22 protein-coding genes and 3 rRNA genes are annotated in these 25,368 nt (G+C 64.3%); 8 read left to right on the top strand and 17 right to left on the bottom strand.

Annotated elements, in window-relative coordinates:
- The first annotated feature begins 33 nt into the window (after positions 1 to 33).
- Positions 34 to 660, top strand: a complete 627-nt coding sequence (locus N0B28_RS00715; RefSeq protein WP_043861316.1) for a LysE family translocator — start codon at positions 34 to 36, stop codon at positions 658 to 660.
- Between the two features lie 104 nt (positions 661 to 764).
- A complete protein-coding gene (locus N0B28_RS00710; protein ID WP_043861317.1) occupies positions 765 to 1,205 on the top strand; it encodes a CBS domain-containing protein in 441 nt (146 codons plus the stop codon).
- Positions 1,206 to 1,208: 3 nt separating this feature from the next.
- Here N0B28_RS00710 and N0B28_RS00705 read toward each other — a convergent pair whose 3' ends face one another.
- The 12 genes from N0B28_RS00705 to N0B28_RS00650 form a co-directional block, all read right to left on the bottom strand.
- Positions 1,209 to 1,847: a hypothetical protein gene (locus tag N0B28_RS00705; RefSeq protein ID WP_054915884.1), complete on the bottom strand. Its 639-nt coding sequence runs from the start codon at positions 1,845 to 1,847 to the stop codon at positions 1,209 to 1,211.
- A gap of 69 nt (positions 1,848 to 1,916) precedes the next feature.
- Positions 1,917 to 2,159, bottom strand: coding sequence for a DUF2789 domain-containing protein (locus tag N0B28_RS00700; protein WP_043861319.1), 243 nt, complete (start codon positions 2,157 to 2,159; stop codon positions 1,917 to 1,919).
- A gap of 278 nt (positions 2,160 to 2,437) precedes the next feature.
- Complete coding sequence (locus N0B28_RS00695) at positions 2,438 to 3,838, bottom strand: TolC family protein (RefSeq protein WP_043861320.1); 1,401 nt, start codon at positions 3,836 to 3,838, stop codon at positions 2,438 to 2,440.
- Positions 3,835 to 4,710 carry an HlyD family secretion protein gene (locus tag N0B28_RS00690; RefSeq protein ID WP_275729830.1) on the bottom strand — a complete coding sequence of 292 codons (876 nt, stop codon included), beginning with the start codon at positions 4,708 to 4,710 and terminating at the stop codon, positions 3,835 to 3,837. The genes N0B28_RS00695 and N0B28_RS00690 overlap by 4 nt, the downstream gene beginning before the upstream one ends.
- Entirely contained in the window at positions 4,707 to 4,919 is a 213-nt protein-coding gene (locus N0B28_RS00685) for a DUF1656 domain-containing protein (RefSeq protein WP_043861322.1), read from the bottom strand. Before N0B28_RS00685 ends, N0B28_RS00690 begins: the two co-directional genes overlap by 4 nt.
- Positions 4,916 to 7,006, bottom strand: a complete 2,091-nt coding sequence (locus tag N0B28_RS00680) for an FUSC family protein (protein ID WP_100632978.1) — start codon at positions 7,004 to 7,006, stop codon at positions 4,916 to 4,918. The genes N0B28_RS00685 and N0B28_RS00680 overlap by 4 nt, the downstream gene beginning before the upstream one ends.
- Positions 7,003 to 7,455 (bottom strand): MarR family transcriptional regulator, encoded by a 453-nt coding sequence (locus N0B28_RS00675; RefSeq protein WP_043861339.1) that lies wholly within the window; start codon positions 7,453 to 7,455, stop codon positions 7,003 to 7,005. Before N0B28_RS00675 ends, N0B28_RS00680 begins: the two co-directional genes overlap by 4 nt.
- 97 nt (positions 7,456 to 7,552) lie before the next feature.
- Positions 7,553 to 8,365, bottom strand: a complete 813-nt coding sequence (locus tag N0B28_RS00670; RefSeq protein ID WP_275729825.1) for a tetratricopeptide repeat protein — start codon at positions 8,363 to 8,365, stop codon at positions 7,553 to 7,555.
- Between the two features lie 90 nt (positions 8,366 to 8,455).
- Positions 8,456 to 9,325, bottom strand: coding sequence for an ABC transporter permease (locus tag N0B28_RS00665; RefSeq protein WP_054915880.1), 870 nt, complete (start codon positions 9,323 to 9,325; stop codon positions 8,456 to 8,458).
- Positions 9,326 to 9,340: 15 nt separating this feature from the next.
- Positions 9,341 to 10,204 (bottom strand): ABC transporter ATP-binding protein, encoded by an 864-nt coding sequence (locus tag N0B28_RS00660; protein ID WP_275729822.1) that lies wholly within the window; start codon positions 10,202 to 10,204, stop codon positions 9,341 to 9,343.
- 4 nt (positions 10,205 to 10,208) lie between these two features.
- Positions 10,209 to 11,228 (bottom strand): ABC transporter substrate-binding protein, encoded by a 1,020-nt coding sequence (locus tag N0B28_RS00655; protein WP_078481728.1) that lies wholly within the window; start codon positions 11,226 to 11,228, stop codon positions 10,209 to 10,211.
- Positions 11,229 to 11,248: 20 nt separating this feature from the next.
- Positions 11,249 to 12,148: a TauD/TfdA family dioxygenase gene (locus tag N0B28_RS00650; protein WP_043861328.1), complete on the bottom strand. Its 900-nt coding sequence runs from the start codon at positions 12,146 to 12,148 to the stop codon at positions 11,249 to 11,251.
- A gap of 168 nt (positions 12,149 to 12,316) precedes the next feature.
- Here N0B28_RS00650 and N0B28_RS00645 point away from each other — a divergent pair, with 168 nt between their 5' ends.
- The gene (locus N0B28_RS00645) at positions 12,317 to 12,628 is read left to right on the top strand and encodes a hypothetical protein (protein WP_043861329.1); all 312 of its coding nucleotides are present in this window, start codon (positions 12,317 to 12,319) and stop codon (positions 12,626 to 12,628) included.
- A 75-nt stretch (positions 12,629 to 12,703) separates the two neighbouring features.
- Here N0B28_RS00645 and lapD read toward each other — a convergent pair whose 3' ends face one another.
- Positions 12,704 to 14,641 (bottom strand): cyclic di-GMP receptor LapD, encoded by a 1,938-nt coding sequence (gene lapD, locus N0B28_RS00640; RefSeq protein WP_210014895.1) that lies wholly within the window; start codon positions 14,639 to 14,641, stop codon positions 12,704 to 12,706.
- Positions 14,642 to 14,650: 9 nt separating this feature from the next.
- Positions 14,651 to 15,343 carry a cysteine protease LapG gene (gene lapG / locus N0B28_RS00635; RefSeq protein ID WP_043861331.1) on the bottom strand — a complete coding sequence of 231 codons (693 nt, stop codon included), beginning with the start codon at positions 15,341 to 15,343 and terminating at the stop codon, positions 14,651 to 14,653.
- Between the two features lie 211 nt (positions 15,344 to 15,554).
- On the opposite strand from lapG, the gene N0B28_RS00630 reads away from it, so the two are divergent.
- The 5 genes from N0B28_RS00630 (at position 15,555) to N0B28_RS00610 (ending at position 21,657) form a co-directional block, all read left to right on the top strand.
- The gene (locus N0B28_RS00630) at positions 15,555 to 16,244 is read left to right on the top strand and encodes a GntR family transcriptional regulator (protein WP_043861332.1); all 690 of its coding nucleotides are present in this window, start codon (positions 15,555 to 15,557) and stop codon (positions 16,242 to 16,244) included.
- Between the two features lie 95 nt (positions 16,245 to 16,339).
- Positions 16,340 to 16,837, top strand: coding sequence for a sigma-70 family RNA polymerase sigma factor (locus N0B28_RS00625; protein WP_054915945.1), 498 nt, complete (start codon positions 16,340 to 16,342; stop codon positions 16,835 to 16,837).
- A complete protein-coding gene (locus N0B28_RS00620) occupies positions 16,827 to 17,795 on the top strand; it encodes a FecR family protein (RefSeq protein WP_210014896.1) in 969 nt (322 codons plus the stop codon). The genes N0B28_RS00625 and N0B28_RS00620 overlap by 11 nt, the downstream gene beginning before the upstream one ends.
- 92 nt (positions 17,796 to 17,887) lie before the next feature.
- Positions 17,888 to 20,392: a TonB-dependent siderophore receptor gene (locus N0B28_RS00615; RefSeq protein ID WP_229589798.1), complete on the top strand. Its 2,505-nt coding sequence runs from the start codon at positions 17,888 to 17,890 to the stop codon at positions 20,390 to 20,392.
- Between the two features lie 86 nt (positions 20,393 to 20,478).
- Positions 20,479 to 21,657 (top strand): PepSY domain-containing protein, encoded by a 1,179-nt coding sequence (locus tag N0B28_RS00610; protein ID WP_275729810.1) that lies wholly within the window; start codon positions 20,479 to 20,481, stop codon positions 21,655 to 21,657.
- A 140-nt stretch (positions 21,658 to 21,797) separates the two neighbouring features.
- On the opposite strand, the gene rrf (N0B28_RS00605) is transcribed toward N0B28_RS00610, so the two are convergent.
- The 3 genes from rrf (N0B28_RS00605) to N0B28_RS00595 form a co-directional block, all read right to left on the bottom strand.
- Positions 21,798 to 21,913 (bottom strand): 5S ribosomal RNA (rrf, locus tag N0B28_RS00605).
- A 110-nt stretch (positions 21,914 to 22,023) separates the two neighbouring features.
- Positions 22,024 to 22,139: ribosomal RNA gene (gene rrf / locus N0B28_RS00600) — 5S ribosomal RNA — on the bottom strand.
- 138 nt (positions 22,140 to 22,277) lie between these two features.
- A 23S ribosomal RNA gene (locus N0B28_RS00595) occupies positions 22,278 to 25,168 on the bottom strand.
- Positions 25,169 to 25,368: the final 200 nt, after the last annotated feature.

Genomic DNA, 25,368 nt, shown 5'->3' with positions numbered 1-25,368 from the left:
AGACTGCGGCCTTTGCACTGTGAGCACTGCCCCATGAGCCTCGGCCTGACGCCCTCCTCTTTCGGTTACTTCGTGGTGTTCTGCGCCAGCATGACCTTCAGCCCAGGGCCGATGACCCTGCTGTTGCTGAGCCTGGGCCTCAAGGCCGGCCTGCGCCAGTCGCTGCCGGCACAACTGGGCGCCAGCGTGGCCTACCTGCTGTCGATTCTGGTGTTTGCACTGGGCTTTTCGGCGCTGATCCAGGGCTACCCGCTGGTGCGCCAGCTGATCCAGGCCCTGGGGGTCGCGTATGTGCTGTACCTGGCCTGGCGGCAGTGGACCAGTACCGGGCTGGCGCTGGGCGATAGCGGCGGGCCGGCGCTGGAGGGTTTCCGGGCGCTGTTCGCCAGGGGCCTGCTGACCGGGCTGTCGAATCCCAAGAGCATCCTGATGTTCAGCGCGGTGTTCCCGCAGTTTGCCAGCCACACCCGCGACATCGCCGTACTCGGCCTGACCTTCCTGCTGCTGCAGTTTGCCAGCGGCTGCCTGTACTGCTATTTCGGCCAGCGCATCCGTCATGTGCTGCAGCAACCGGCGCGTCGGCGCCTGCTGCAACGGGCCACGGCGGTGCTGCTGACAGGCGTGGCGTTGATGCTGATGCGCGGTTTCGACGGAGCATGACGTTTTTCAATCGGCCCCATGGCGTTTTCAACCTTGCCGAGTGGGCATCCGTGCACGATTCTTAGGGGATAGGCATCGCCGCTTATCCACCGCCGAGGCTGCACATGAAAACCGTGAAAGAGCTGCTCAATACCAAAGAAGAAAAACACCATGCGGTACACACCATCAGGTCGCACCAGACGGTGCTCGAGGCACTGATGGTGATGGGCGAGAAGAACGTCGGCGCCTTGCCGGTGGTCGATGACGGCCAGGTGGTCGGGATCATCAGCGAGCGTGACTACGCCCGCAAGATGGTGCTCAAGGGACGTTCGTCGGTGGGCACGCCGGTACGCGACATCATGAGCGCACCGGTGGTCACGGTAGACCCGCACCAGAGCGTGGAGGTGTGCATGAACCTGATGACCAACAGCCATCTGCGCCATCTGCCGGTGGTGGAGAACGGCCAGCTGATCGGTCTGCTGTCGATTGGCGACCTGGTCAAGGCGGCGATTGCCGAACAGGCCAACCTGATCCTGCAACTGGAGCAGTACATCCGCGGCGAATGAACCTCAGCGGTATTCGCCCTCCAGCTCGTCGAGCTGGTGGTCGAAGCTGCGCAGGCGCGCCGACCAGGTGTACACCAGCACTTCGAGATCGCGGTTGAGCACGGCGCTGCCGCGCCCGGCACTCTGCTGCGAGTCGCACAGGTCGAGCTGGTAGCGTTCGCGGGCCATGGCCGTGGCCACGCTGGAAAGTTCGCGGGCGTTGTTCAGCCAGTAGCGGTGGCGCCCGCGGGTCTGCTGGTCGAGCTGCTGGCACTGGCGCTTGAGGGCTTCGAGGCTCTGTTCGAGAGGGGTGCCTTCAAGCTCGCCCATCACTTCCTGAAAAGTGCGCCCCGGCTGCCAGTAGCTGCCCCAGAAGTAGCGGTCGAATACGGTTTCGACCCGGCGCAGGGCAACCTTGGTGTTCCAGATGGCCACCAGGGTGCGGCCCTGCTCTAGCTGGCGCTTGCGCACCTTGAGCTGCTGCCAGCTGCTCCAGGCCAGGGCCGTGAGGGCCAGCGCCGCAATCACGGCGGCGGCCGCGTACATGAAGTGCATGGCCTCCACCAGCTGGTAGAGCTGGCGAACGCCGTAGAAGTAGCCGGTGCTCAGCAGGCCCAGGGCGGTCACGGCCGCCCAGAAGCCGGGTGCGTAGGGATCTTTCATTGGCGCCATCCCCTTATTGTTTTTCTGAGCATAGCAACGCCAACTGCAGGTACAGGTGCCGCTCAGCGCTTATTTGCGGGGATTGCGCAGCGCCTCGTTGAGCTGGTCGAACTGAACGGCCCAGTCGGCATCCTCCAGAATCGCCTCCTTGAGGAATTCGCGCTGTGCCGGCGTCCAGAACGGCGCATCCACCAGCTTGATGTCGCCCTTGAGCGGCGAGTGGCTGGTGATGAACTGGTCGATGCCCTTGGGATCATCGGGCAGGCCAAGCTGCTTGAACAGGGCGCTAAAGCTGTGGGTAGGTGCTTCCATGGGTCACTCCTTCTGGGCGTCAGGCCGGGTTGAATGGGGTAGACAGCGCACAGGTCGTTCGAGGTCAGTCGGGTTGGCGTTTAATTTCACCGCCGGTCCCGACCGCTGGAGTTTAGTCGCTGCAGTTGCGGTACATGCAGACGTTCCGATGCCGATGGCGTCGCTCGAGGGTGGGTGGGGGCCGCTTTGCGGCCCAATCGCGGGTCAAGCCCGCTCCCACAAGGATCACCGCTGCCCATGTGGGAGCGGGCCAGAATGGCCCTGCAAGATAGCGGTTGCTACCAGCCGCCGCCCAGCGCCAGGAACAAGCCGATCTGCCCCATCGCGACCTGGGTATTGGCCGCCGCCAGCTGCGCACGCATGTCGGTGTAGGTGCGCGTGGCCTGCAGGTCGGCCAGGAACGATTCACGCCCGGCCTTGAAGAACCGGTGGGTCTGGTCGGCCGCCAGTTGCGCCGAGCGCTCGGCCTCGGCCAGCGCGTCGCGCCGGTCAAGCAGCGCGCTGTACTGCGCCAGGCTGGTCTGGGTCTCGCGGATGGCGTTGAGCACCACCCCGTCGAAATGCGCCAGCGCCGCCTGGGTCGAGGCCTCGGCCTGGCGAATGCGTGCCCGCGAACCATTGGTGGGCACGGTCCAGGTCAGCAGCGGACCAAAGCCCCAGCGGTTGGTCGCCGGCTTGCCCAGGTTCTCGAGGATGCCGATGGTGCCCACCTGCGCGCCGATGCTGATGTCCGGGTACAGTTGCCCGGTGGCCACGCCGATGCCGGCAGTGGCCGCCGCCAGGCTGCGTTCGGCCTGGCGGATGTCGGGGCGGCGCTTGAGCAGCGCGGCGCCATCGCCCACCGGCACACGTTGCGCGATGTGCGGCAGCTCGGCGCAGTGCGCGGTACCCGCCGGCAGTTGCTCGACCGGCTTGGCCAGCAGCATCGACAAGGTGTACAGGCCCGCCTCGCGCATGGCCTGGTAACGCGGCAGTTCGGCGCGCAGCGACTTGAACTGGGTCTCGGTGCGCGTCACCTGGGTTTCGTCACCGCGCCCGGCATCGCGCAGGCGCTGGGTGAGGGTCACGCTCTGCTCCTGCAGGTCCAGCGAGGCCCGTGCGATGTGGTATTCCTCGTTGGCCGCGCACACCTGGGTGTAGGCCCGCACCACATCCGCCACCAGGGTGATGCGGGCGGTGTCGGCGGCAGCCTGGGTGGCGTCGGCGTGGGCCTGGGCGGCCTCGACGCCGCGCTTGAGCGTGCCCCACAGGTCGAACTGGTACGAGGCGCTGAGGATCGCCTCGCCGATGTTGGCCACCGGCACCTTGTCGGGTTGCAGAAAGGCTTCGCCGGACTCCTGCAGGCGCTGCGCACCCAGCTTGACCCCGCCATTGAACCCGCCCTGGGCCTCGGCCTCCTCGACCTGTGCCCGCGCCCGCGCGATGTTCGCCGCGGCCACGCGCAGTTCGGTGTTGGCGGCCAGCGCCTGGTTGACCAGCGCGTCGAGACGCGGGTCCTGGTAGAGGTGCCACCAGTTGGCGGGCACCGGTGCCGAGACCACGCTGTCGGCGTCGCTGCGCAGCGCGCCCTGCAGGTCGCCGCGATTGACCGCCGCCTCCTTGGGCACGCTGTAGTCGGGCCCGACCATCTGGCAGGCCGACAGCAGCAACCCTGCGCCCAGCAGCGCAAAGCGTTTCATCGGGCGGCATCCTCGATGATCGACACCGTGGCAGTACGCCCGGCGATCATGCGAAAGTTTTCCGGCACCTCGTCGAATGCGATGCGCACCGGTATGCGCTGCGCCAGGCGCACCCAGCTGAAGGCCGGGTTGACGTTGGGCAGCAGGTTGGCGCCACTGCTGCGGTCACGGTCCTCGATGCCTGCGGCGATGCTCTGCACGCGACCGCGCAGGCGCGCGTCGTCGCCCATCACGCGGATATCCACGGCCTGGCCGATATGGATGCCGCCCAGCTTGGTCTCTTCGAAATAGCCATCGACGTGGTAGGAGTTGCTGTCGACCACCGACAGCACCGGGCGCCCGGCGCTGACGAACTCGTGGGCGCGCGGGGCGCGGTCGTTGAGATAGCCGTCGACCGGGCTGCGTACCACCGAACGGTCGAGGTTCAGCTGCGCCGCGTCCACCGCCACCTGCGCCTCGGCCAGGGCCGATTGCGCGCGGGCCTGGCGCGACTGGCTTTCTTCGAGCTGCTCCTGCGCCACCAGGTTGCCCAGGCCACGGTTGCGGCGCGCCTCGCGCTGCGCCTGGGCCAGGGTTTCACGGCGTTCGGCCAGGGTCGCCTGGGCCTGGCGCAGGGCCAGGTGGAAGCGGTCCTGGTCGATGCTGAACAGCACGTCGCCGCGCTTGACCACCTGGTTGTCGCGTACCCACACCTGCTGGATCAGCCCGGACACATCGGGGGCGATCTGGATCACGTCGGCGCGGATGTGGCCGTCGCGGGTCCAGGGGGCGAACATGTAGTACAGCACCATCTGCCACACCAGCACGGTTGCCAGCGTTACCACCAGCAGGGTCAGGACCACGCGGCCCAGGGTCAGTAAGGGTTTTTTCATGGCAGCATCAGGCTTCGGCAAAAGTGGTCGACCGTGCCCAGCAGCACGGCGTAGAGAGCAACGTTGAACAGCGCCCGGTGCCAGACCAGGCGGTAGAAGTGCAGGCGCGTGAGTACCGCGTGCACCCCCAGGAACAGCACATAGGTGAACACCATCATCACCAGCAGCGTGGGCAGAAATACCCCGCTGATATCCAGTTCACCGATCACAGGGGGGCTCCATCGATGCCGTAGGGCAGTTGCGGTTGATCGTCGGACGGTTCCAGCACCACCTCCACCCCCGGCAGCAGCGCCAGGCGCAGGCCGCTCAGGGCATGCAGCAGGTGCACGCGGGTTTCCCCGCAGTCGGCCATGGCCTCAAGGTTCAGGGCATGCCGCGCACGCTCCATGCTGCGCAGCAGGTCGGCCGGCGCATGCAGGCGGCGGCGGGCCTTGAGGCACGCCTGAAAGTGCGCACCCACCTCAGCGATCACCTGCGCCAGCGCCGCCTGTGCCGGCGGCGTGGCCCGTGGCATGTAGGCCAGCAGGTCGAGCAGGTTGAGCCCCACGCGCAGGTCGCGCAGCGCGCTGTTGGTGTCCTGGCCGGTCTGGGTCAGGCGCGGCAGGTGCTGCATCAGGCGGTCGAGCATCTGCACGCCGAGGCGCCGGTGTTCGGCCAGGCTGGCCGGGCGGGTCATGCCGACGATGTCGTGCCAGCTGAAGCGGGTCAGGCGCTTGGCCGCCAGCTCCACGCCGAACGGGCGCACCACCAGGGTCCAGATGAAGGCGAACAGCAACCCCACCGGGCCGGCCAGGTTGGCGTTGGCAAAGGTCAGGAAGTCCGCGTCGTAGGCGCCCTGGATGCTGATGAACGAGGCGGTGTTGACGATGGTGAGCAAGGTGCCCAGGTAGAAGCGCGGCTGCACGGTGAGGGTGCCGACGCAGATGAACGGCACGGCGAACGCCAGTACCAGCATCGGGAAGTCATGCAGGTTGGGCAGCACCAGGAACAGGTAGAGGCTGGCGAACACCACCGACAGGGTGGTCCAGAAGAAGAACCGGTAGATCTGCGGCGCGGGATCGTCCATGGCCGCGAAGAAACTGCACGCCACCGCCGCGAGGATCACGGCGCTGGCGCCGTCGGGCCAGCCGAGCAGTATCCACAGCGCGGTGGCGGCGAGGATCGCGGTGAAGGTGGAGAACACCGAGTAGAGCATCAGCCCACGGTCGAAGAACGGCGTCAGGCGGCCCAGGCGCCAGTGCCGGTACACCGCGCGCCAGGGCGACAGGTCTTCGTCGCGGATGGCGTGCTGCAGGCTGCAGCAGTCCTGCCACAGGTCGATCCATTCGCCCAGCCGGTAGAGGGCATTGGACAGCAGCAGGCCGGGGCGCTCGTCGAGGGCGGCGACACTCGGTTGCAGGCGTTCGAGCTGCTCGCGCAGCGCCGTCCAGCGCGCCACCGAGGCGTCTTCGGCGCTGGCCTGCAACCAGCTGCGGGCCTGCTCCAGCAAGCCTTGCACTTGCGCCGCCTGGGCCGGGGCGCGGCCTTCGAGGGCCAGCAGCGCGTCGTCGAGGGCGTCGATCACCGGGAACAGGTGGATCATGCGCCCGCGCAGCTCGCGGGCATTCTTGACCGTCTGCGGCCGCGCGCCCTCGTGGGACAGCTGGCCGATCATCATCTCCAGCGAGTTGAAGGTGGTGACCATCGAGGCGCGCAGCCCGCCCACGGTTTCGGGCGTGGCCTGGCGGGCAAGAAAGGTGTCGCAGTAGCGGATCGCCTCGGCGAACCAGTTGCCGGTGGCGCCGACCACCACCGGGGTGAGCCGGCGCGGCCAGAAGATCGCCCCGACCACCGCCGCGCAGACGATGCCCAGGCAGATTTCCTGGGCCCGCGAGGAGGCGATGTCGAATACCGCCAGCGGGTTGTCCACCACCGGCAGGGCGATCATCGGCAGGGTGTAGCCGGCCAGCATCAGCGCGTAGCTGTTGGCGGTGCGCAGGTGCAGCGAGAGAAACAGCAGGGTGCCGGTCCACAGGGCGATGGCGCAGGTGAGCAGCACCGGGGTCTGAACCAGCAGCGGCACCAGGAACACCGCCCCCGCCGCGCCCAGCAGTGTACCCAGGGCGCGGTACAGGGCCTTGGAACTGGTGGGCCCGACGAACGGGCTGGAGACGATGTAGACCGTGGCCATCGCCCAGTAGGGGCGCGGCAGTTGCATGAGCAGGGCGATGTACAGGGCGATCATCGACGCGGCGAAGGTGCGCACGCCGTAGAACCAGTCCCGCGCCGGCGGCATGGAGCTGAAGAAGTCCTTCATGAAGGCACGCCCGGCGAGCGCTGCGCGGCGTCTTCGAAGGCGCGCACCACACGCAGCGCCGCTTCGAGGTCGGCGGGCGGGATGTCGTGCAGCACCTGGCGGCGCAGGCGCACCAGCTCGGCCTCGATCGCCTCGGCCAGCTCGCGCCCGCGCGGGGTCAGGCTCAGGGCCTTGGCGCGGCGGTCACCGGGGGCTTCGCTGCGGCATACGAAACCGGCGCTGCACAGCTGGTCGAGCAGGCGCACCAGCGACGGGCTTTCAAGCCCTGCGGCCTGGGCTACCGCCACCTGGTGCACGCCATCGCCCAGGCGCACGATCATCAGCAGTGGTACCGCGCAGGCTTCGGAGATGCCGTAGCCGACCAGCGTGGCCTGGCAGATGCGCCGCCAGTGACGGCTGGCCGCGACCATGCCGCTGCTGATGTTCAGTTGCAGTGCATCAAGATTCATGGGCAAGGTGTCGAGATTCATAGTTTGCTAACTATCAATGTTCTTCGATCAACGCCCCGGGCGTCAATAGCGGCAATGCGGCATCCGTCGGCCGAGGTCAGCGCCGGTACTGGTCTTCGTGTTTCAGGGTCAGCGCCCGCGGGCTGCCCAGGCTGATCGCCCGGTCGCGCCAGAACAGATAGCGCATGGGGTTGCCGGCCACGCTGAAATGCATGGCCAGTTCCTCGGCCGCCGGCATCACCCCCGCTGCGGCCGCCAGCTCCAGCCAGTACACGGCGAGCCTGGCATCGGCCCGCACCTGCTGGCCATGCAGGAGGCGGTAGCCGATCTCGAACCGGCAGCGCCCATCGCCGCGCTGGGCGCCCTGCATGAACCAGTCGTAGGCGCGCTGCGGATCGACCTGCCAGGTTTGCAGGTGGGTATCGCAGATCTCTTCTTCGTAGAGGTCGCCCAGCGCCGCGGCGGCTTCGTCCAGGCCGCGCTCGAAGGCCTGCCGGTAGCACTCGGCGGCGCTGGCGTAGGCGATGGTCACGCCCTTGCCGAAATAGTGCTGCTGGCCCAGGTTGTACCAGGCCACCGCACTGCCCTGCAGCGCCGCCATGCGCAGCAGGCGCCCGGCCAGGGCCGGTTCGGCACGCCAGTACTTGCCGTTGAGCCATACCCAGCCGAGGTCGTTGAGCGCCACCACGCTGCCATCCAGGGCCTGCTGGCGCAGGTCGGCATACACCGTCTGCAGGTCGACGGCTTCGTCCAGGCGGTTGACCAGGCAGAAGCCCCTGCCGAGCACCGCACGCTGGGCCGGCATGCCGATGCCGGCCGTGTGGCGCTGGGTCTGCCCGCCCGGATCGGGGGCGATCGCCCTGGGCAACAGCCGCGCGAGCAGTGGGTAGATGGTGCTGGCAGCAGACAACGGTTCATCCCTGACTGACCGGTGGGTGGCCCATGCCACCCTGTGAGGCAAGCCTAGACAAGGACGCGCACTTTTGTCGCCCCGATGCGCTCAGCGCTGCATGCCCCAGCGCCGTACTGTGACGCGCTCGAGGGTATTGAACACCAGGCTCTCGACCAGCAGGCCGATGAGGATCACCACGGCCAGGCCGGCGAACACCTTGTCGGTGTACAGCTCGTTGCGGTTCTGGAAGATGTACCACCCCAGCCCGCCCTTGCCGCTGGTGGCACCGAACACCAGTTCGGCGGCGATCAGGGTACGCCAGGCGAACGCCCAGCCGATCTTGAGCCCCGACAGGATCGACGGCAGCGCCGCCGGAATCAGGATGTGCACCACCAGACGCAAGCCGCGCAGCCCGTAGTTGCGCCCGGCCATGCGCAAGGTTTCGGACACACCCATGAAGCCGGCATAGGTGTTGAGCGCCAGCGCCCACAGCACCGAGTGCACCAGCACGAAGATCAGGCTGTTGTCGCCCAGGCCGAACCACAGCAGCGCCAGCGGCAGCAGGGCAATGGCCGGCAGCGGGTTGAACATCGAGGTCAGGCTGCTGAGCAGGTCGCGGCCGATCTGGGTCGACACGGCCAGGCTGGTGAGCCCGAAGGCCAGCACGATGCCCAGCAGGTAGCCCTTGAGCAGCACCACCAGCGACACCCCGACCTTGGCCGGCAGTTCGCCGCTGAGCAGGCCGTCGTACAGCGCCGCGGCGGTTTGCAGGAAGCTGGGCAGCAACAGGTCGTTGCCCTGATAGCGCGCCACGGCTTCCCAGGCCAGCGCCAGCAGGATCAGGATCAGGCTCTTGCGCAGCCAGCCCTGTTGCCACAGGCGCTGGCCCAGGGGCAGCTCGCGTTCCAGCGGTACGCTGAGCAGGGGTTCAAGGGTGACTTCGTACTCCTGACGCGGAGCCGGTGCAGAGGTGGTCATCGGTGGGGCTCCCGGTCAGTAGGCGATGCGGATGTCGGTGAAATCCAGGGCGGCGTCCTGCTCGGCGGCGGCATCATCGTCGAACAGCAGACGATGGATGCGCCGCGCGCTGGCCTGGAAGTCGGCAGCGCCCAGGCTCTGCAGGTCGTACTGGTGACTGTGGATCTCGGCGCGCACGCGCCCCGGGTGCGGCGACAACAGCAGGATGCGGTTGCCCACCACCAGCGCCTCCTCGATGGAGTGGGTGACGAACAGCAGGGTGAAGCGCACCTCCTCCCACAACAGCAGCAGTTCTTCCTGCATCTTGCGCCGGGTCAACGCGTCGAGGGCGGCAAAGGGTTCGTCCATGAGCAGGATCTTGGGCTGCATGGCCAGCGCCCTGGCGATGGCCACGCGCGCCTTCATGCCGCCGGAGAGGGTGTGCGGGTACGCATCGGCAAATGCCGCCAGGCCGACCTTGTCCAGGTAATGCAGGGCGCGCTGTTCGGCCTCGGCGCGCTTGAGCGTGCCGGAGGCCAGCAGCGGGAACATCACGTTCTGCCTGACGGTTTTCCACGGCGGCAGCTGGTCGAACTCCTGGAACACCACGATGCGGTCCGGGCCCGGCCCGTGCACCGGCTGGCCCTGCAGGCGGATCGCGCCCTCACGGGGCTCGATGAAGCCGGCCACGGCCTTGAGCAAGGTCGACTTGCCGCAACCTGAGGGGCCGAGCAGGACGAAACGGTCGGCCTTGTCCACTTCGAAGCTGACCTGGTGGGTGGCCCGCACCACGCGCTGGGCGGTGCGGTATTCGAGGCTGAGGTTGTCCACCTGCAGCAGCGCCGGTGCGCTCACGGGGCTCAGGTTGCTGGCCGTGTGGCCTGGCAAGCGGGCGGTCATGCGCTCAGCTCCCCTGCAGTGGCTTGGCGTCCTGGAAGAAGTAGTCCTTCCACGATTCGGGTTTGTGCTTGATCGCGCCGATGCGGTACATGAAGTCGGCCAGCTTGTAGGTGTTCTTCGGCGTGACGCTGAATTCGTATTGCGGGTTGTCGATGATCTTGAGCAGCGCCTCGCGGTCGATCTTGGCCTTGGTCACGCGAATGTAGGTATCGGCCGCCGCGCCCTTGTCGTGCTGGGCGAAGTCGGCCGCCTCGGCCAGGGCGTCGACGAAGGCCTGGTAGGTTTTGGGGTTGTCGTTGCGGAATTTTTCGGTGGCGAACAGCACGGTGGGCGAGTTGGGGCCGAGCAGGTCGTAGGTGTCGAGCACCACGTGCACATTCTTGTTGGCCAGCGCCTGGTCCTGGAACGGCGGGTTGGAGAAGTGCGCATTGAGCTCGGTGCCGCCGGCCAGCAGCGCGGCGGTGGCGTCGGGGTGCGGGACCGCCAGGGTGTACTTGTCCAGGCGCGCGTAGTCCTTGTCGCCCCACTGCTGGGCGGCGGCGTACTGCAGGAAGCGCGACTGCACCGAGACGCCAACCGCCGGCAGGGCGATGCGGTCCTTTTCGGTGAAGTCGGCGATGGTCTTGACGTTGGGGTTGCTGCTGACCAGGTAGTACGGGAAGTTGCCCAGCGAGGCCACGGCCTTGACGTTCTGGCGGCCGTAGGTGCGGTCCCAGATGGTCAGCAGCGGGCCGACGCCGGCACCGGCGATGTCCACCGAGCCGGACAGCAGCGCGTCGTTGATCGCGGCGCCGCCCGAGAGCTGGGTCCAGTCGACCTTGATGTCGATGCCCTGGGCCTTGCCGTGCTTCTCGATCAGGTGCTGGTCGCGCACCACGTTGAGCAGCAGGTAGACGATGCCGAACTGTTCGGCGATGCGGATTTCACCTTCGGCCTGGGCCGTGGCGGGGGCGACGAGGCTGCCGGCGAGCAGGCTGACGCCCAGGCCGATGCTGGCCGCCAGGCGGCTGATTGAGTTGCGCATGCGGTACTCCTGAAGACGGGTCAGAAAGGGGCGTCGCCCTGGATGGTGGTGCGGTACAGCTTGCGGCGCAGGTGCGCGGGGCAGCCGGCGGCCAGGTGGATCAGCGAGCGGTTGTCCCAGAACACCAGGTCGTGGGGTTGCCACTGGTGGCGGTAGATGTTGTGTTCGAGCACGCTGTGGGCGTACAGCTCGGCCAGGATCTGGCGGCTTTCGTCCTCGGGCAGGCCGACGATGCGGGTGGTGAAGCCCTCGCTGACGAACAGCGCCTTGCGCCCGTTTTCCGGGTGGGTACGCACCACCGGGTGGATCACTTCCTGCACCTGGGCCAGTTGCTCGGCGGTGAGCGTGGGGCGCCAGTTGCCTTCGAACTTGGTTTCGCTGTAGCGCGCGGTGTAGGAGTGCGCGGCGCTGCGGCCTTCGACGGCGGCGCGCAGGTGGGCGGGCAACTGGTCCCAGGCCTTGTGCATGTCGGCGAACAGGGTATCGCCGCCCTCGCTGGGCAGCTCCTGGGCATGCAGCATCGAGCCCAGGCTGGGCAGTTCCTTGTAGGAGAGGTCCGAGTGCCAGAACTTGCCGGCATCGCCCAGGCCGATGTTCTGGCCGTTCTCGATGATGTTGGAGACGATCAGGATCTCGGGGTGGCCGCCGAGCAGGAACTGCTTGAGCACGTGGATCTGCAACACGCCGAAACGGCGGCTGAAGTCGATCTGCTGCTGGGGGGTGATGCGCTGGTCGCGGAACACCACCACATGGTGGTCCAGGTGCGCGCGGTGGATGCGCGCAAAATCGCCAGCGTTGACCGGACGGCTCAGGTCCAGGCCGATGATCTCGGCGCCCACGGCACCGGCAAACGGACGAATCTCGAAGGCTTGGGGTTGGGCGCTGTCGGTGTACGACAAGGCGCCAGGGGCCGCTGACATATCTTTTCACTCCCACGTGTCGGGTCGGTAACTGCGCGTGGAAATAAATATAAATGCATAAGAAAAATAATTTAAATACCTTTAGAGAATAAGCATAGAGAGGGTTGTCCGCCTCGCGTGGCCTATGCTGCTGAGGCCATCAAGCAGATGTCATCAGGGGGAAAAGCCATGTTCTATGTGCAACGCGACACCCGTGGGCAGATCGTGCGGTTGGAGTCGACGCCCTTTGCCGAGGAGAACGAAGCGCTGCCCAACGATTCGCCGGAGGCCCAGGCCTGGTTTGCCAAGAAGCTGCAGCAGAGCGACCTGGACATGATCCGGGTGCTGGAGGACTTGATCGAGGTACTGACCAGCAAGGGCGTGATCAGCATCACCGACCTGCCGGCGAGCGCACAGGCCAAGCTGCTCAGCCGTTCGAGCGCGCGCCAGACCATGGGGGGGTTGAACAAGCTGATCGATGAGGAGCGGCCGTTGATCTAGCAGCTTCGCCCGCCAGGCCGGCGCCTGCGGGGTCACCGTCGCCTGCAGGCGCCGGCGTGGCCGGCGAAGAAGCCACTACGGCGCCCAGGGCCGGGGCTCGCCGATCAAACGCCCCTGCACCCCGAAAATCCCCATGTCGCGCAGCACCTCCAGTTCGCCTTCGGTTTCCACCCGCTCGGCAATCAATGGCAGGTCGATGCTGTGCGCTGCGCGCTGGATCGCCTCGATGAACAGGCGCTTGTGCGGCTCCTGATCGATGGCGCGGATGAAGCTGCCGTCGACCTTGAGGTACGCCAGGCCCAGGTGCGCCAGGTTGCCGATCATGCTGAAGCGCCCGCCAAAGTGCTGCAGGCTCAGCTTGAAGCCCAGCGCGCCCAGTTGCCGTGCCAGCTGCTCGAGCGCGGCCTGGTCGGGCAACTGCTCTTCGCCGATCTCCAGGGTCAGGCGCGGGCCCAGCACCGCGTGACGCCCCAGCAGCTCGTACACCGCCTGCAACGCCTGGGGGGCGGCCAGGGTGGCCGCCGACAGGTTCAGCGCCAGCGCCTGGTCATGGCGCTGCAGGTGGGCCAGCACCTGTTCGAGCATCAGCAGGTCATGCCGGATCGACCAGCCGAAACGCTCGAGCCAGGGCAGGAAGCGCCCGGCGGGGAGGGTTTGCCCATGCCCGTCGGGCAGGCGCGACAGCACCTTGTACTGCAATACGCGGCCCAGCTCGTGCGTCGCCACCACCGGCTGGAAGAACAGCTCGAAGCGGCGCTGGTCGAGGGCGTGTTGCAGCAGGGCATGCCAGTCGTGGTCCAGCAGCGCCGGGGCGTGCGCGGGCAGGCAGACCCACGTCGGCAGCTGCTGGCTCTGCGCCTGGGCCAGGGCTTCGTCGCAGCGCTCGAGCAGGGCCTGCGGGGCGTCGCCCGGGCTGTAGGGGGCCAGGCCGATCCAGGCCACCGGGTTACGGTCGGAAGCGCCGGTGTCGTACAGGCTGTGCAGGGTCTGCTCCAGTTCCTGGGCCAGGTGCACGGCCTCGTCATGCACCAGCCCCGGTGCCAGCACGGCGAACTCGCCGCCACGGCTACGGGCGATCAGATCGAGGGTTTTGGGATAGTGCGCGCACACCCGCTGCACCTGCTGCGCAAGAGCCTGCAGCAGGGCATCGGTGCGCTGGCCGCCCAGGCGCAGGTTGAGCCCGGCCAGGTCCTGCACGTGCACCAGCATCAGGTAGCCGGGGCTTTCGTCCTGGGCGCTGAGCCGGGCAGACAGCTGCATCTCGAAGAAGCGCCGGTTGCCCAGGCCGGTCAGGCTGTCCTGCCAGGCCTCGGCGCGCAGGGCTTCACTGCGCTGGGCCTCCTCGAGAAACAGCGCCTTGAGTTTCTCGACCATCTGGTTCATGGCCTGCACCACCCGGCGCAGCTCCGGGGTGCGCGGCAGGCGCGGCGCACTGAGGAACTCGCGACGCGCAATGGCCTGGGACTGCGCCACCAGGTAGTCCAGCGGTCGCAGCTGACGGCGCAGCAGCAGCGCCCCCAGCAGTGCACTGACCACCCCGCAGGCCAGCAGCCAGGCCAGGCTGCCGAGCGCGCTGCGCCACAGCTTGGCCAGGGCGAACATCGGGTGGCTGACCACCTCGACCCGCGCCGCCTGCTGCCAGCCGCGGCTGACGATGGCATCGCCGCCGGCCGGCTCCAGGTTGATCAGGCGGATGAACCAGGCCGGCACACCGCTGCTGTCCGGCTCGGCGTGACGCTCCACCAGCAGGGCATTGGGGCCCAGGTCGATCACGCGGATGCTGGCGTAGTAGCCGCTGTCGAAGATGGAGCTGACCATCAGCTCGACCATTGCCGGGTCGTCGATGTTCGGCGTGAGCGACAGCGCCAGCGCGGTGGCGGCGTCCTGCGCATGCGCGCGCAGCTGATTGACGTACTGGCTGCGCGAGCTTTCCAGGCCGACCATGAAGCTGCCGCTGAAGGCGACCACCAGAAACAGGCAGATGGCGAGCAACAATTGCTTGAACAGTGACATCCGCAATCCTCAGTAAGCCGGCTCGGTGGGAAACCCCTCGGCCTGCATCTTCTTCAACAGATCCTGCCAGCGCGACAGGCGCTTGCTGTCGCCGACCTTGCGATTGCCACCCGCCCCGGTCAGCCACAGGCCCTCGCCATTGAAGGCATACACCGGCAGCAGGTCGGTGCGCTGGCTGGCCGGCTCGATGGTGTCGATCAGGCTGTCGAGCACCAGCGGCATCGCCTCTGGAGTGGAATAGTAGGTCAGGACCATGTGCGCGCGATTCTGGCGCAGCGCCTTGACGTAGGTAATGCGCAGTTTCTCGCTGGGGATACCCAGGCGGCGCAGGCTGAAATACTTGGCGATGGCGTAGTCTTCGCAGTCGCCGGCGCCCTTGATCAGTGACTGGATCGGGGTGGACCAGTAGTCGGCCTGCTGCCACAGTTCGGGGTCTTCGACGTAGCGCAACTGGCGATTGAAGAACTGGTTGACCACCTGCAGGCGCTCGGCTTCGCTGCCCTGGCGCTGGGTGGCAAGCAACTGCTGCCAGGCATCGATACGCTGCTGGCCGGCACCAAGGGGGCCGTACAGGGCCTGGGCCTTGCGGCTGATCTGGGAAAAGTCCCAGTCCGCGCGCAGGTTGCCCAGCAATACGCAGCCGAGCAACAGCGCCAGGCCAGCCCGGCGCGGGGTCAGAGGCAAAGCCCAACGTATCGCCAAGGCCGGCGGTCCATGCAGATCGTGGAATCGCGATGGTGCAGGCTGGGCGGGCAAAAGACAATGGCGCACGGCGGCAAGCTTCCAAAGCGCTGCGACTTCATTCAGGATAGCCGCCGCGAACGCCCGCAGGCCCGCGCCGGCCTGAATTTGACAGGCGCAACCGTCATCACTAGGGTCATTGGATCCAATCTTTGCTAGCAGGGCAGTCAGCGTGGCCGAAAAAATCAAACTCCTGAGCATTCTGGGTGACGAGCAGGTGCCTGCTCACCTGGCGCGCAGCGTGATCGAAGAGCGCCTGCGCAGCGCCATCCTCGACGGGCGCCTGGCACCCGGCATGGCGTTGCGCCAACAGGAGCTGGCGACGCTGTTCGGGGTCAGCCGCATGCCGGTGCGCGAGGCCCTGCGTCAGCTGGAGGCGCAGTCGCTGCTGCAGGTGGTTGCGCACAAGGGCGCGGTGGTGGCCCCGCTGATCAGCGAAGATGCGATGGACTCCTACGGGCTGCGGGTGATCCTGGAGAGCGAGGCGCTGCGCCAGTCGATCCCGCTGCTGGACGCCGAGGACATCGCCCTGGCCCGGGGCTACATCGAGCAACTGCAGAACGAGACCCGGCACGCCGAAATGGGCCAGCTCAACCGCCTGTTGCACATGGCCCTGTACCGCAAGGCGCCCAATCAGAAGTTGCTGCGCCTGATCGACAACGAGTTGAGCGAAGAGGCGCGCTTCCTGCGGTTTCATCTGTCGTCGATGGGGCTGGGCAAGCTGACCCAGGACGATCACATCGCGCTGGTGGACGCAGCCCAGGCCGGCCAGGTGGACGAAGCTGTACAGCTTCTGACCCAGCACCTGGACAAGGGCATGCAGGCCATCAGGCAGTACCTGGCCAGCCAGCCGCAGGGCTGAACGCGCCGCCGGGTCGGTCAGTGGTTGCAAATTGCGCAAGGCCCCATAACAATGAGACTAATTATCATTTATGACCTTGGTTGCAGCGCGCCTTCATGTCCTCCCACGACTCTGTGCACAGGCTCTATCAGCAACACCACAGCTGGCTGAACACCTGGCTGCGCTGCCGCCTGGGCAATGCGGCCGATGCCGCGGACCTGGCCCAGGACACCTTCGTGCGCCTGCTGCAGCGGCGCGAACAACTGGAGCTGAATGCACCACGCGCATTCCTGCGTACCATCGCACGGGGGCTGGTGATCGATCACTGGCGCCGCGAAGAGCTGCAGCGTGCCTACCTCGAAGCCCTGGCGCAGCTGCCCGAGGCCGAGGTGCCATCAGCGGAAACCCGCGAGCTGCTGCTGGAACTGCTGGAACGCATTGCGTGCCTGCTCGACGGCCTCAGGCCCAAGGTGCGCACCGCGTTCCTGCTGGCCCAGTGCGAAGGGTTGAGCCACAAGCAGATCGCCGAGCAGATGGGTATCTCGCTGCGCTCGGTGGAGCGGTATGTGGCCGACGCCCTCTATCACTGCTACCTGCTGCGCTATGAACCCTAGCCCGCGCGTGGTCAAGCAGGCCATTCACTGGATGCTGCGGGTGCGCGAGAACGGCGCCAGCCCGCAGTTGCAGGCCCAGTGCGAGCAGTGGCGCAGCGCCAGCCACGAGCACGAACTGGCCTGGCAACGGGTGCACAGCCTGCAGCAGGAAATGAACCTGCGTGCGGTGCCGGGCGCCGGTGTCGTCGCCCTGCAGACCCTGGAGAACAGCCAGCAGCGGCTGCACCGGCGCCAGGCCATGAAGCTGCTGGGCGGCGTGGTGATGCTTGGCTCAGCGGCCTGGGTCAGCAAGGACATTGGCCTGCTCGACCCGTGGACCTCGGATTTCGCCACGGCCACCGGCGAGCGGCGCAGCATCCGCCTGCCCGATGGCAGCCTGCTCGATCTCAATACCCATACCGCCGCGGACCTGGCCTTCGACAGCCGCCAGCGCCTGGTGCGCCTCAAGCACGGGGAGTTGATGCTGACCTGCGCCGAACACCCGCTCGGCCCGGCTGGGCGGCCGTTGCTGGTGCAGAGCCGCGATGCGCTGCTCGAAGGCTTCGATGGGCGCTTCGTGGTGCGTCAGGAGCGCGACTGCACCCGCGTCACGGTCAGCCAGGGCAAGGTGGCGATCCATCACCCCGGCCCCGCCGGGCTGCAATGGGTGGCTGCTGGCGAAGCCTTTCTGGTGAATGCCCAGGGCGCCACGCCCGTGGCGCAGCAGAACATGGACCCCGGTGCCTGGGCCGATGGCCTGATCGTCACGCGCAACATGCGCCTGGGGGACTTCATCGACGAGGTGGCGCGCTACCGCCACGGCTACCTGAGCTGCTCCGACGATATCGCCAACCTGCGCCTGTCCGGGGTGTTCCGCCTGGAAGACACCGACAAGCTGCTGCACCTGCTGCCGCAGACCCTGCCGGTGCATGTCAGCTATCGCACGCGCTGGTGGGTACGCCTGGAACGCCAGGCGTGATGCGCTGATTTTTTTGGCGGGTTTTGTCGGCACGTCCGGCTAGGACAGTAAGCGACTCCCTTCTGCCCTTACCGACCCTACGGATGCTCTTCATGCGCGATACCCTGGCCCAGCCGCGGCTCACTGACAGTAATGAGTTTCAACCTCTCTTAGATTCACGCCTGGGCAAGGCGGTGCGCGCCGCACTGTTCGGTACCGCGCTGGGCCTGGCCAGCGTGCCGATGGTAGTGATGGCCGAACCTGCGGGCAGCGCCAGCCAGCAGTACAACATCCCCGCCGGCTCGCTGGACGAGGTGCTGAACCAGTTCGCACGCCAGGCCGGCATCACGCTGTCGAGCACCCCGCAGATGACCCAGGGCGCGCAGTCGCCCGGCCTGCAGGGCAGCTACGCCACCGACCAGGCGCTGCGCCAGTTGCTCAATGGCACGGGGCTGGAGGCGGTGAGCCAGGATGGCACCAGTTATGTGCTGCATGCGGCCCCGCAGGACGCCGCACTGGCATTGCCTACCACCGACGTGCGTGGCTTTGCCCTGGGCAACGCGCTGGGCAGCATGGAGGGCTACAACGCCACCCACAGCCAGATCGCGACCAAGACCAGTACCGCGCTGCTGGAGACGTCGCAGTCGGTGTCTGTGGTAACCCGCCAGCAGATGGACGACCAGGGCGCGCAGACGGTCTCGCAGACCATGCGCTACACCCCGGGCGTGCTGACCAACCCGTATGGCGCGACCCACCGCTATGACTATGTGGCCATGCGCGGCTTCAACGATGGCTCGGTGGACAACATCTACATCGACGGCCTGAAGTCGATGGGTGACAGCGGCACCTTCAGCACCATGCAGATCGACCCGTACTTCCTCGAGCGCGTGGATATTCTCAAAGGTCCGTCGTCGGTGCTGTATGGCCGCAGTTCGCCAGGTGGCCTGGTGGCACTGACCACCAAGAAGCCACTGTACGAGACCTTCCGCCAGGTGCAGGCTACCGTCGGCACCCAGGGCCAGCGTGGGGTGGGCTTCGACTTCAGCGGCCCGCTGGACGACGACAAGCGTATCGCCTACCGCCTGACCGGCCTGACGCATCAGTCCGACACCCAGTTCGATCACAACGAAGAAAAGCGCTATGCGCTGGCGCCGACCCTGAGCATCGACTTCACCGAGGACACCTCGCTGACCTTGCAGGCCTACCTGCAGAACGATCCGGAAGGCGGCTACCACGCCGGCGTGCCAGCCGATGGCGCGCTGCACAAACGCAACGGCCAGCGTATCTCGGAACACTTCTTCGAGGGCGAGCCGGGCATCGACAGCTACGAGCGCAATCAGCAGTCGTTCGGCTACCAGTTCGAGCATCGCTTCAACGATGTGTTCACCGCACGCCAGAACTTCCGCTACCTGGACTCGACGGTGAAGATGGACCAGGTGTACGCCTGGGGCTACGAGTCGCCCACCAGCAACAAGCTGAACCGCTACTACACCGGTGCCGACGAGAAACTGCACTCCTACATCATCGACAACATGCTGCAGGCCGAGTACTTCACCGGCGCGGCCAAGCACACCACGCTGGTGGGCCTGGACTACCAGCGACGCAAGACCGTGGTGGACTGGAGCAGCGGCGGCCTGGCGTCGATCGATGCGTTCAACCCGCAGTACGGCAATTCGCAGATCACCTATTACGCACCGACCAGCTACACCCGGCGCCTGCAGCAGACCGGCATCTACGCCCAGGACCTGATCGAGCTGGACAAGTGGCGCTTCTCGCTGGGGCTGCGGCAGGACTGGGTGAAGACCTCGGATGAGAATCGTATCGCCGAGCCTACCCGCCCACTGGGCACCAGGATCAGCGATGACCGCACCAAGCTCACCGGCCGCGCGGGCGTGCTGTACCTGTTCGACAACGGTATTGCGCCCTACCTGAGCTATTCGGAGTCGTTCAACCCCAACTCCTACGCCGATGCCGCCGGCAACCCGCTGGCACCGACCGAAGGCACCCAGTGGGAGGCCGGTATCAAGTACCAGCCGCCGGGCACCGACAACCTGTTCACCGCCTCGGTGTTCCGCATCGAGCAGGAGAACCTGGCCACCAAACAGCCGCAGGACGACTTCTACTACCCGGTCGGGCAGGTACGCTCCCAGGGTCTGGAGCTGGAAGCGCACATGCAGTTGAGCGAGAACCTCAAGGTGCTGGGCAGCTACACCTTCACCGACATCGAGTACAGCAAGACGATGCCGAGCACCCTGGCTGGCAGCACACTCGACAACAAGGGCAACTCGCCAACCCAGGCGCCAAAGCACATGGCCTCGCTGTGGGCGGACTACAACTTCCGCCAGGGGGTGCTGGACGGTGTGCGCGTAGGCGGTGGCGTGCGTTACGTGGGCTACAGCTGGGTGGATGCGGAAAACACCATGAAGGTACCGTCGTACACCCTGTTCGATGCGTCGGTGGGCTACGACCTGGGCAAGGTCGGGCTCAAGGGCGTGGATGTGCGGCTCAATGCCAACAACCTCACCAACGAGAGCTACATCGCCTCGTGCGCGAGCCTGAACTACTGCTACATGGGTGAAGAGCGCAATGTCAGCGCCACGGTCAGCTATCAGTTCTGACCACACCCCCGTGAGCCGCAAAGCCAGTGCCTGATTCCAGGCGCTGGCTTTGTCGCATCTGGCGACCTGATCTGGAATCCCTTTATATGCGCCACCTCTACGTATTGCTGCACCGCTATATCGGCCTGGCCACCGCGCTGTTCCTTGCCCTGGCAGGGCTCACCGGGAGCGTGCTGGCGTTCAACCACGAGATCGACGAATGGCTGAACCCTTCGTTCTATGAAGCCCCGGCGCAAGGCCCCCGCCAGGACCCCGGCAACCTGGTGGACAAGGTGCAGGCCGAACACCCGCGCCTGCAGGTGTGGTACATGGAATACCCCGACGAGCCCGGCCATTCGGCGTTGCTGGCGATGGTGCCGCGCAACGACCCGGCCACCGACAAGCCGTATGCCGAGAAGAACACGGTGTTCTACCTCGACCCGGTCAGCGGCCAGACGTTGGGCCAGCGCTACTGGGGCGAGTGCTGTTTCTCGCGGGAGAACTTCATGCCGTTCGTCCTCGAGCTGCACTACAACCTGACCCTGCCGGGCAACTGGGGGCTGTGGCTGATGGGCGTGGTGGCGATCCTGTGGGTGCTCGACTGCTTCATCGCCCTGCTGCTGACCCTGCCCCGTGGTCGTCCGTTCTGGCGCAAATGGAGCACGGCCTGGAAGATCAAGGGCGGGCATGCGTATCGACTGAACATGGATATCCACAGGGCTGGGGGCTTGTGGCTGTGGCTGCTGCTGTTGCCGGTGGCCGTCAGCAGTGTGGCGATGAACCTGCCCAGCCAGGTGTTCAAGCCGGCGGTGTCGCTGTTCTCGCCGGTGGAACCAAGCGTCTATGAGGCCCGTGGCAGGCTGCCCAGGGAAGAACTGGGACAGACCCAGCTGACATGGCATCAAGCCCATCAGCTGGCGCAGCAGGAGGGCCAGCGGCTGGGGCTGACGGCGCCGATCGGCGAGTTGTACTACAGCTTCGAGTACAACTTCTATGGCGCCGGTTTCGGACAGCACGACACCGATGCACAGGGCAAGTCGTGGTTGTTCTTCCATGGCACCGACGGGCGCCTGCTGGGGCAGGAGATCGCTGGCCAGGGCACCCTGGGGGAACGCTTCTACCGGCTGCAACTACCCATACATGGCGGCAGGATCCTCGGCACTACAGGCCAGGTGATGATCGCGGTGCTGGGGGTAGTGATTGCGGTGCTGTCGGTGACAGGGGTGTATATCTGGTGGCGCAAGTTGCTGGCGCGGCGCAGTAGCCGGGCTCCGCGCACTGCATAGACTGAAGGTCGGCTCCTGCAGCCCATTGTGTGCAGGGGTCGGCCTGGCCGGTGCAGAGGGTGGCAGGAACAACCCGCTACCCTAGCCCCTGAAAAGACAAAACCCCTGTCTGCAGCACAGACAGGGGTTCTGGAATTGAATCTTGACGATGACCTACTCTCACATGGGGAAACCCCACACTACCATCGGCGATGCATCGTTTCACTGCTGAGTTCGGGATGGGATCAGGTGGTTCCAATGCTCTATGGTCGTCAAGAAATTCTGTGTGCTGGCCCGTACATTGCGACGTGCCGGCGAATTCTTGATGCTTCTACTCTAAAGACAAAACCCCTACCTGCAGATGCAGATAGGGGTTTCGGAATTTAATCTTGACGATGACCTACTCTCACATGGGGAAACCCCACACTACCATCGGCGATGCATCGTTTCACTACTGAGTTCGGGATGGGATCAGGTGGTTCCAATGCTCTATGGTCGTCAAGAAATTCTGTTGCCAGAAGGTCTTGTTCAGACACTCCAGCGAATCGGGTATGTGATGTTTGTGAGTTACAAATCTTCGGCTTACTGTGTCTTCACAACACCGCAATCTGGTCGTTCGACGCAAATTGCTTGGGTGTTATATGGTCAAGCCTCACGGGCAATTAGTATTGGTTAGCTCAACGCCTCACAGCGCTTACACACCCAACCTATCAACGTCGTAGTCTTCGACGGCCCTTCAGGGAGCTCAAGGCTCCAGTGAGATCTCATCTTGAGGCAAGTTTCCCGCTTAGATGCTTTCAGCGGTTATCTCTTCCGAACATAGCTACCCGGCAATGCCACTGGCGTGACAACCGGAACACCAGAGGTTCGTCCACTCCGGTCCTCTCGTACTAGGAGCAGCCCCTCTCAAATCTCAAACGTCCACGGCAGATAGGGACCGAACTGTCTCACGACGTTCTAAACCCAGCTCGCGTACCACTTTAAATGGCGAACAGCCATACCCTTGGGACCGGCTTCAGCCCCAGGATGTGATGAGCCGACATCGAGGTGCCAAACACCGCCGTCGATATGAACTCTTGGGCGGTATCAGCCTGTTATCCCCGGAGTACCTTTTATCCGTTGAGCGATGGCCCTTCCATACAGAACCACCGGATCACTAAGACCTACTTTCGTACCTGCTCGACGTGTCTGTCTCGCAGTCAAGCGCGCTTTTGCCTTTATACTCTACGACCGATTTCCGACCGGTCTGAGCGCACCTTCGTACTCCTCCGTTACTCTTTAGGAGGAGACCGCCCCAGTCAAACTACCCACCATACACTGTCCTCGATCCGGATAACGGACCTGAGTTAGAACCTCAAAGTTGCCAGGGTGGTATTTCAAGGATGGCTCCACGCAGACTGGCGTCCACGCTTCAAAGCCTCCCACCTATCCTACACAAGCAAATTCAAAGTCCAGTGCAAAGCTATAGTAAAGGTTCACGGGGTCTTTCCGTCTAGCCGCGGATACACTGCATCTTCACAGCGATTTCAATTTCACTGAGTCTCGGGTGGAGACAGCGCCGCCATCGTTACGCCATTCGTGCAGGTCGGAACTTACCCGACAAGGAATTTCGCTACCTTAGGACCGTTATAGTTACGGCCGCCGTTTACCGGGGCTTCGATCAAGAGCTTCGCGTTAGCTAACCCCATCAATTAACCTTCCGGCACCGGGCAGGCGTCACACCCTATACGTCCACTTTCGTGTTTGCAGAGTGCTGTGTTTTTAATAAACAGTCGCAGCGGCCTGGTATCTTCGACCGGCATGAGCTTACGGAGCAAGTCCTTCACCCTCACCGGCGCACCTTCTCCCGAAGTTACGGTGCCATTTTGCCTAGTTCCTTCACCCGAGTTCTCTCAAGCGCCTTGGTATTCTCTACCCAACCACCTGTGTCGGTTTGGGGTACGGTTCCTGGTTACCTGAAGCTTAGAAGCTTTTCTTGGAAGCATGGCATCAACCACTTCGTCGCCTAATGGCAACTCGTCATCAGCTCTCGGCCTTAAGATCCCGGATTTACCTAAGATCTCAGCCTACCACCTTAAACTTGGACAACCAACGCCAAGCTGGCCTAGCCTTCTCCGTCCCTCCATCGCAATAACCAGAAGTACAGGAATATTAACCTGTTTTCCATCGACTACGCTTTTCAGCCTCGCCTTAGGGACCGACTAACCCTGCGTCGATTAACGTTGCGCAGGAAACCTTGGTCTTTCGGCGTGGGAGTTTTTCACTCCCATTGTCGTTACTCATGTCAGCATTCGCACTTCTGATACCTCCAGCAAGCTTCTCAACTCACCTTCACAGGCTTACAGAACGCTCCTCTACCGCATCACCTAAGTGATACCCGTAGCTTCGGTGTATGGTTTGAGCCCCGTTACATCTTCCGCGCAGGCCGACTCGACTAGTGAGCTATTACGCTTTCTTTAAAGGGTGGCTGCTTCTAAGCCAACCTCCTAGCTGTCTAAGCCTTCCCACATCGTTTCCCACTTAACCATAACTTTGGGACCTTAGCTGACGGTCTGGGTTGTTTCCCTTTTCACGACGGACGTTAGCACCCGCCGTGTGTCTCCCATGCTCGGCACTTGTAGGTATTCGGAGTTTGCATCGGTTTGGTAAGTCGGGATGACCCCCTAGCCGAAACAGTGCTCTACCCCCTACAGTGATACATGAGGCGCTACCTAAATAGCTTTCGAGGAGAACCAGCTATCTCCGAGCTTGATTAGCCTTTCACTCCGATCCACAGGTCATCCGCTAACTTTTCAACGGTAGTCGGTTCGGTCCTCCAGTCAGTGTTACCTAACCTTCAACCTGCCCATGGATAGATCGCCCGGTTTCGGGTCTATACCCAGCGACTAAACGCCCTATTAAGACTCGCTTTCGCTACGCCTCCCCTATTCGGTTAAGCTCGCCACTGAATATAAGTCGCTGACCCATTATACAAAAGGTACGCAGTCACCTAACAAAGTAGGCTCCCACTGCTTGTACGCATACGGTTTCAGGATCTATTTCACTCCCCTCTCCGGGGTTCTTTTCGCCTTTCCCTCACGGTACTGGTTCACTATCGGTCAGTCAGTAGTATTTAGCCTTGGAGGATGGTCCCCCCATATTCAGACAAAGTTTCTCGTGCTCCGTCCTACTCGATTTCATGACTAAGAGATTTTCGCGTACAGGGCTATCACCCACTATGGCCGCACTTTCCAGAGCGTTCCGCTAATCTCAAAGCCACTTAAGGGCTAGTCCCCGTTCGCTCGCCACTACTAAGGGAATCTCGGTTGATTTCTTTTCCTCAGGGTACTTAGATGTTTCAGTTCCCCTGGTTCGCCTCTTGCACCTATGTATTCAGTACAAGATACCTGACTTATGCCAGGTGGGTTCCCCCATTCAGAGATCTCCGGATCAAAGTCTGTTTGCCGACTCCCCGAAGCTTATCGCAGGCTACCACGTCTTTCATCGCCTCTGACTGCCAAGGCATCCACCGTATGCGCTTCTTCACTTGACCATATAACCCCAAGCAATCTGGTTATACTGTGAAGACAACATTCGCCGAAAACTTGTAATTACTCACAAATTTTACCTTAGCCTGAACACACACCAGTGAAAGTGCTGTCCAGTCTATCTTTCTATCACATACCCAAATTTTTAAAGAACGATTCTGATAAAGTTCAGAAATCAATATTCGACGCGAATATTCATTTCTAA

The organism is Pseudomonas sp. SD17-1 (assembly GCF_029201585.1).
GTDB lineage: Bacteria > Pseudomonadota > Gammaproteobacteria > Pseudomonadales > Pseudomonadaceae > Aquipseudomonas > Aquipseudomonas palmensis.
Note: the sequence above shows the minus strand (reverse complement) of the source record. Positions and strands in the feature narration are given on the sequence as shown.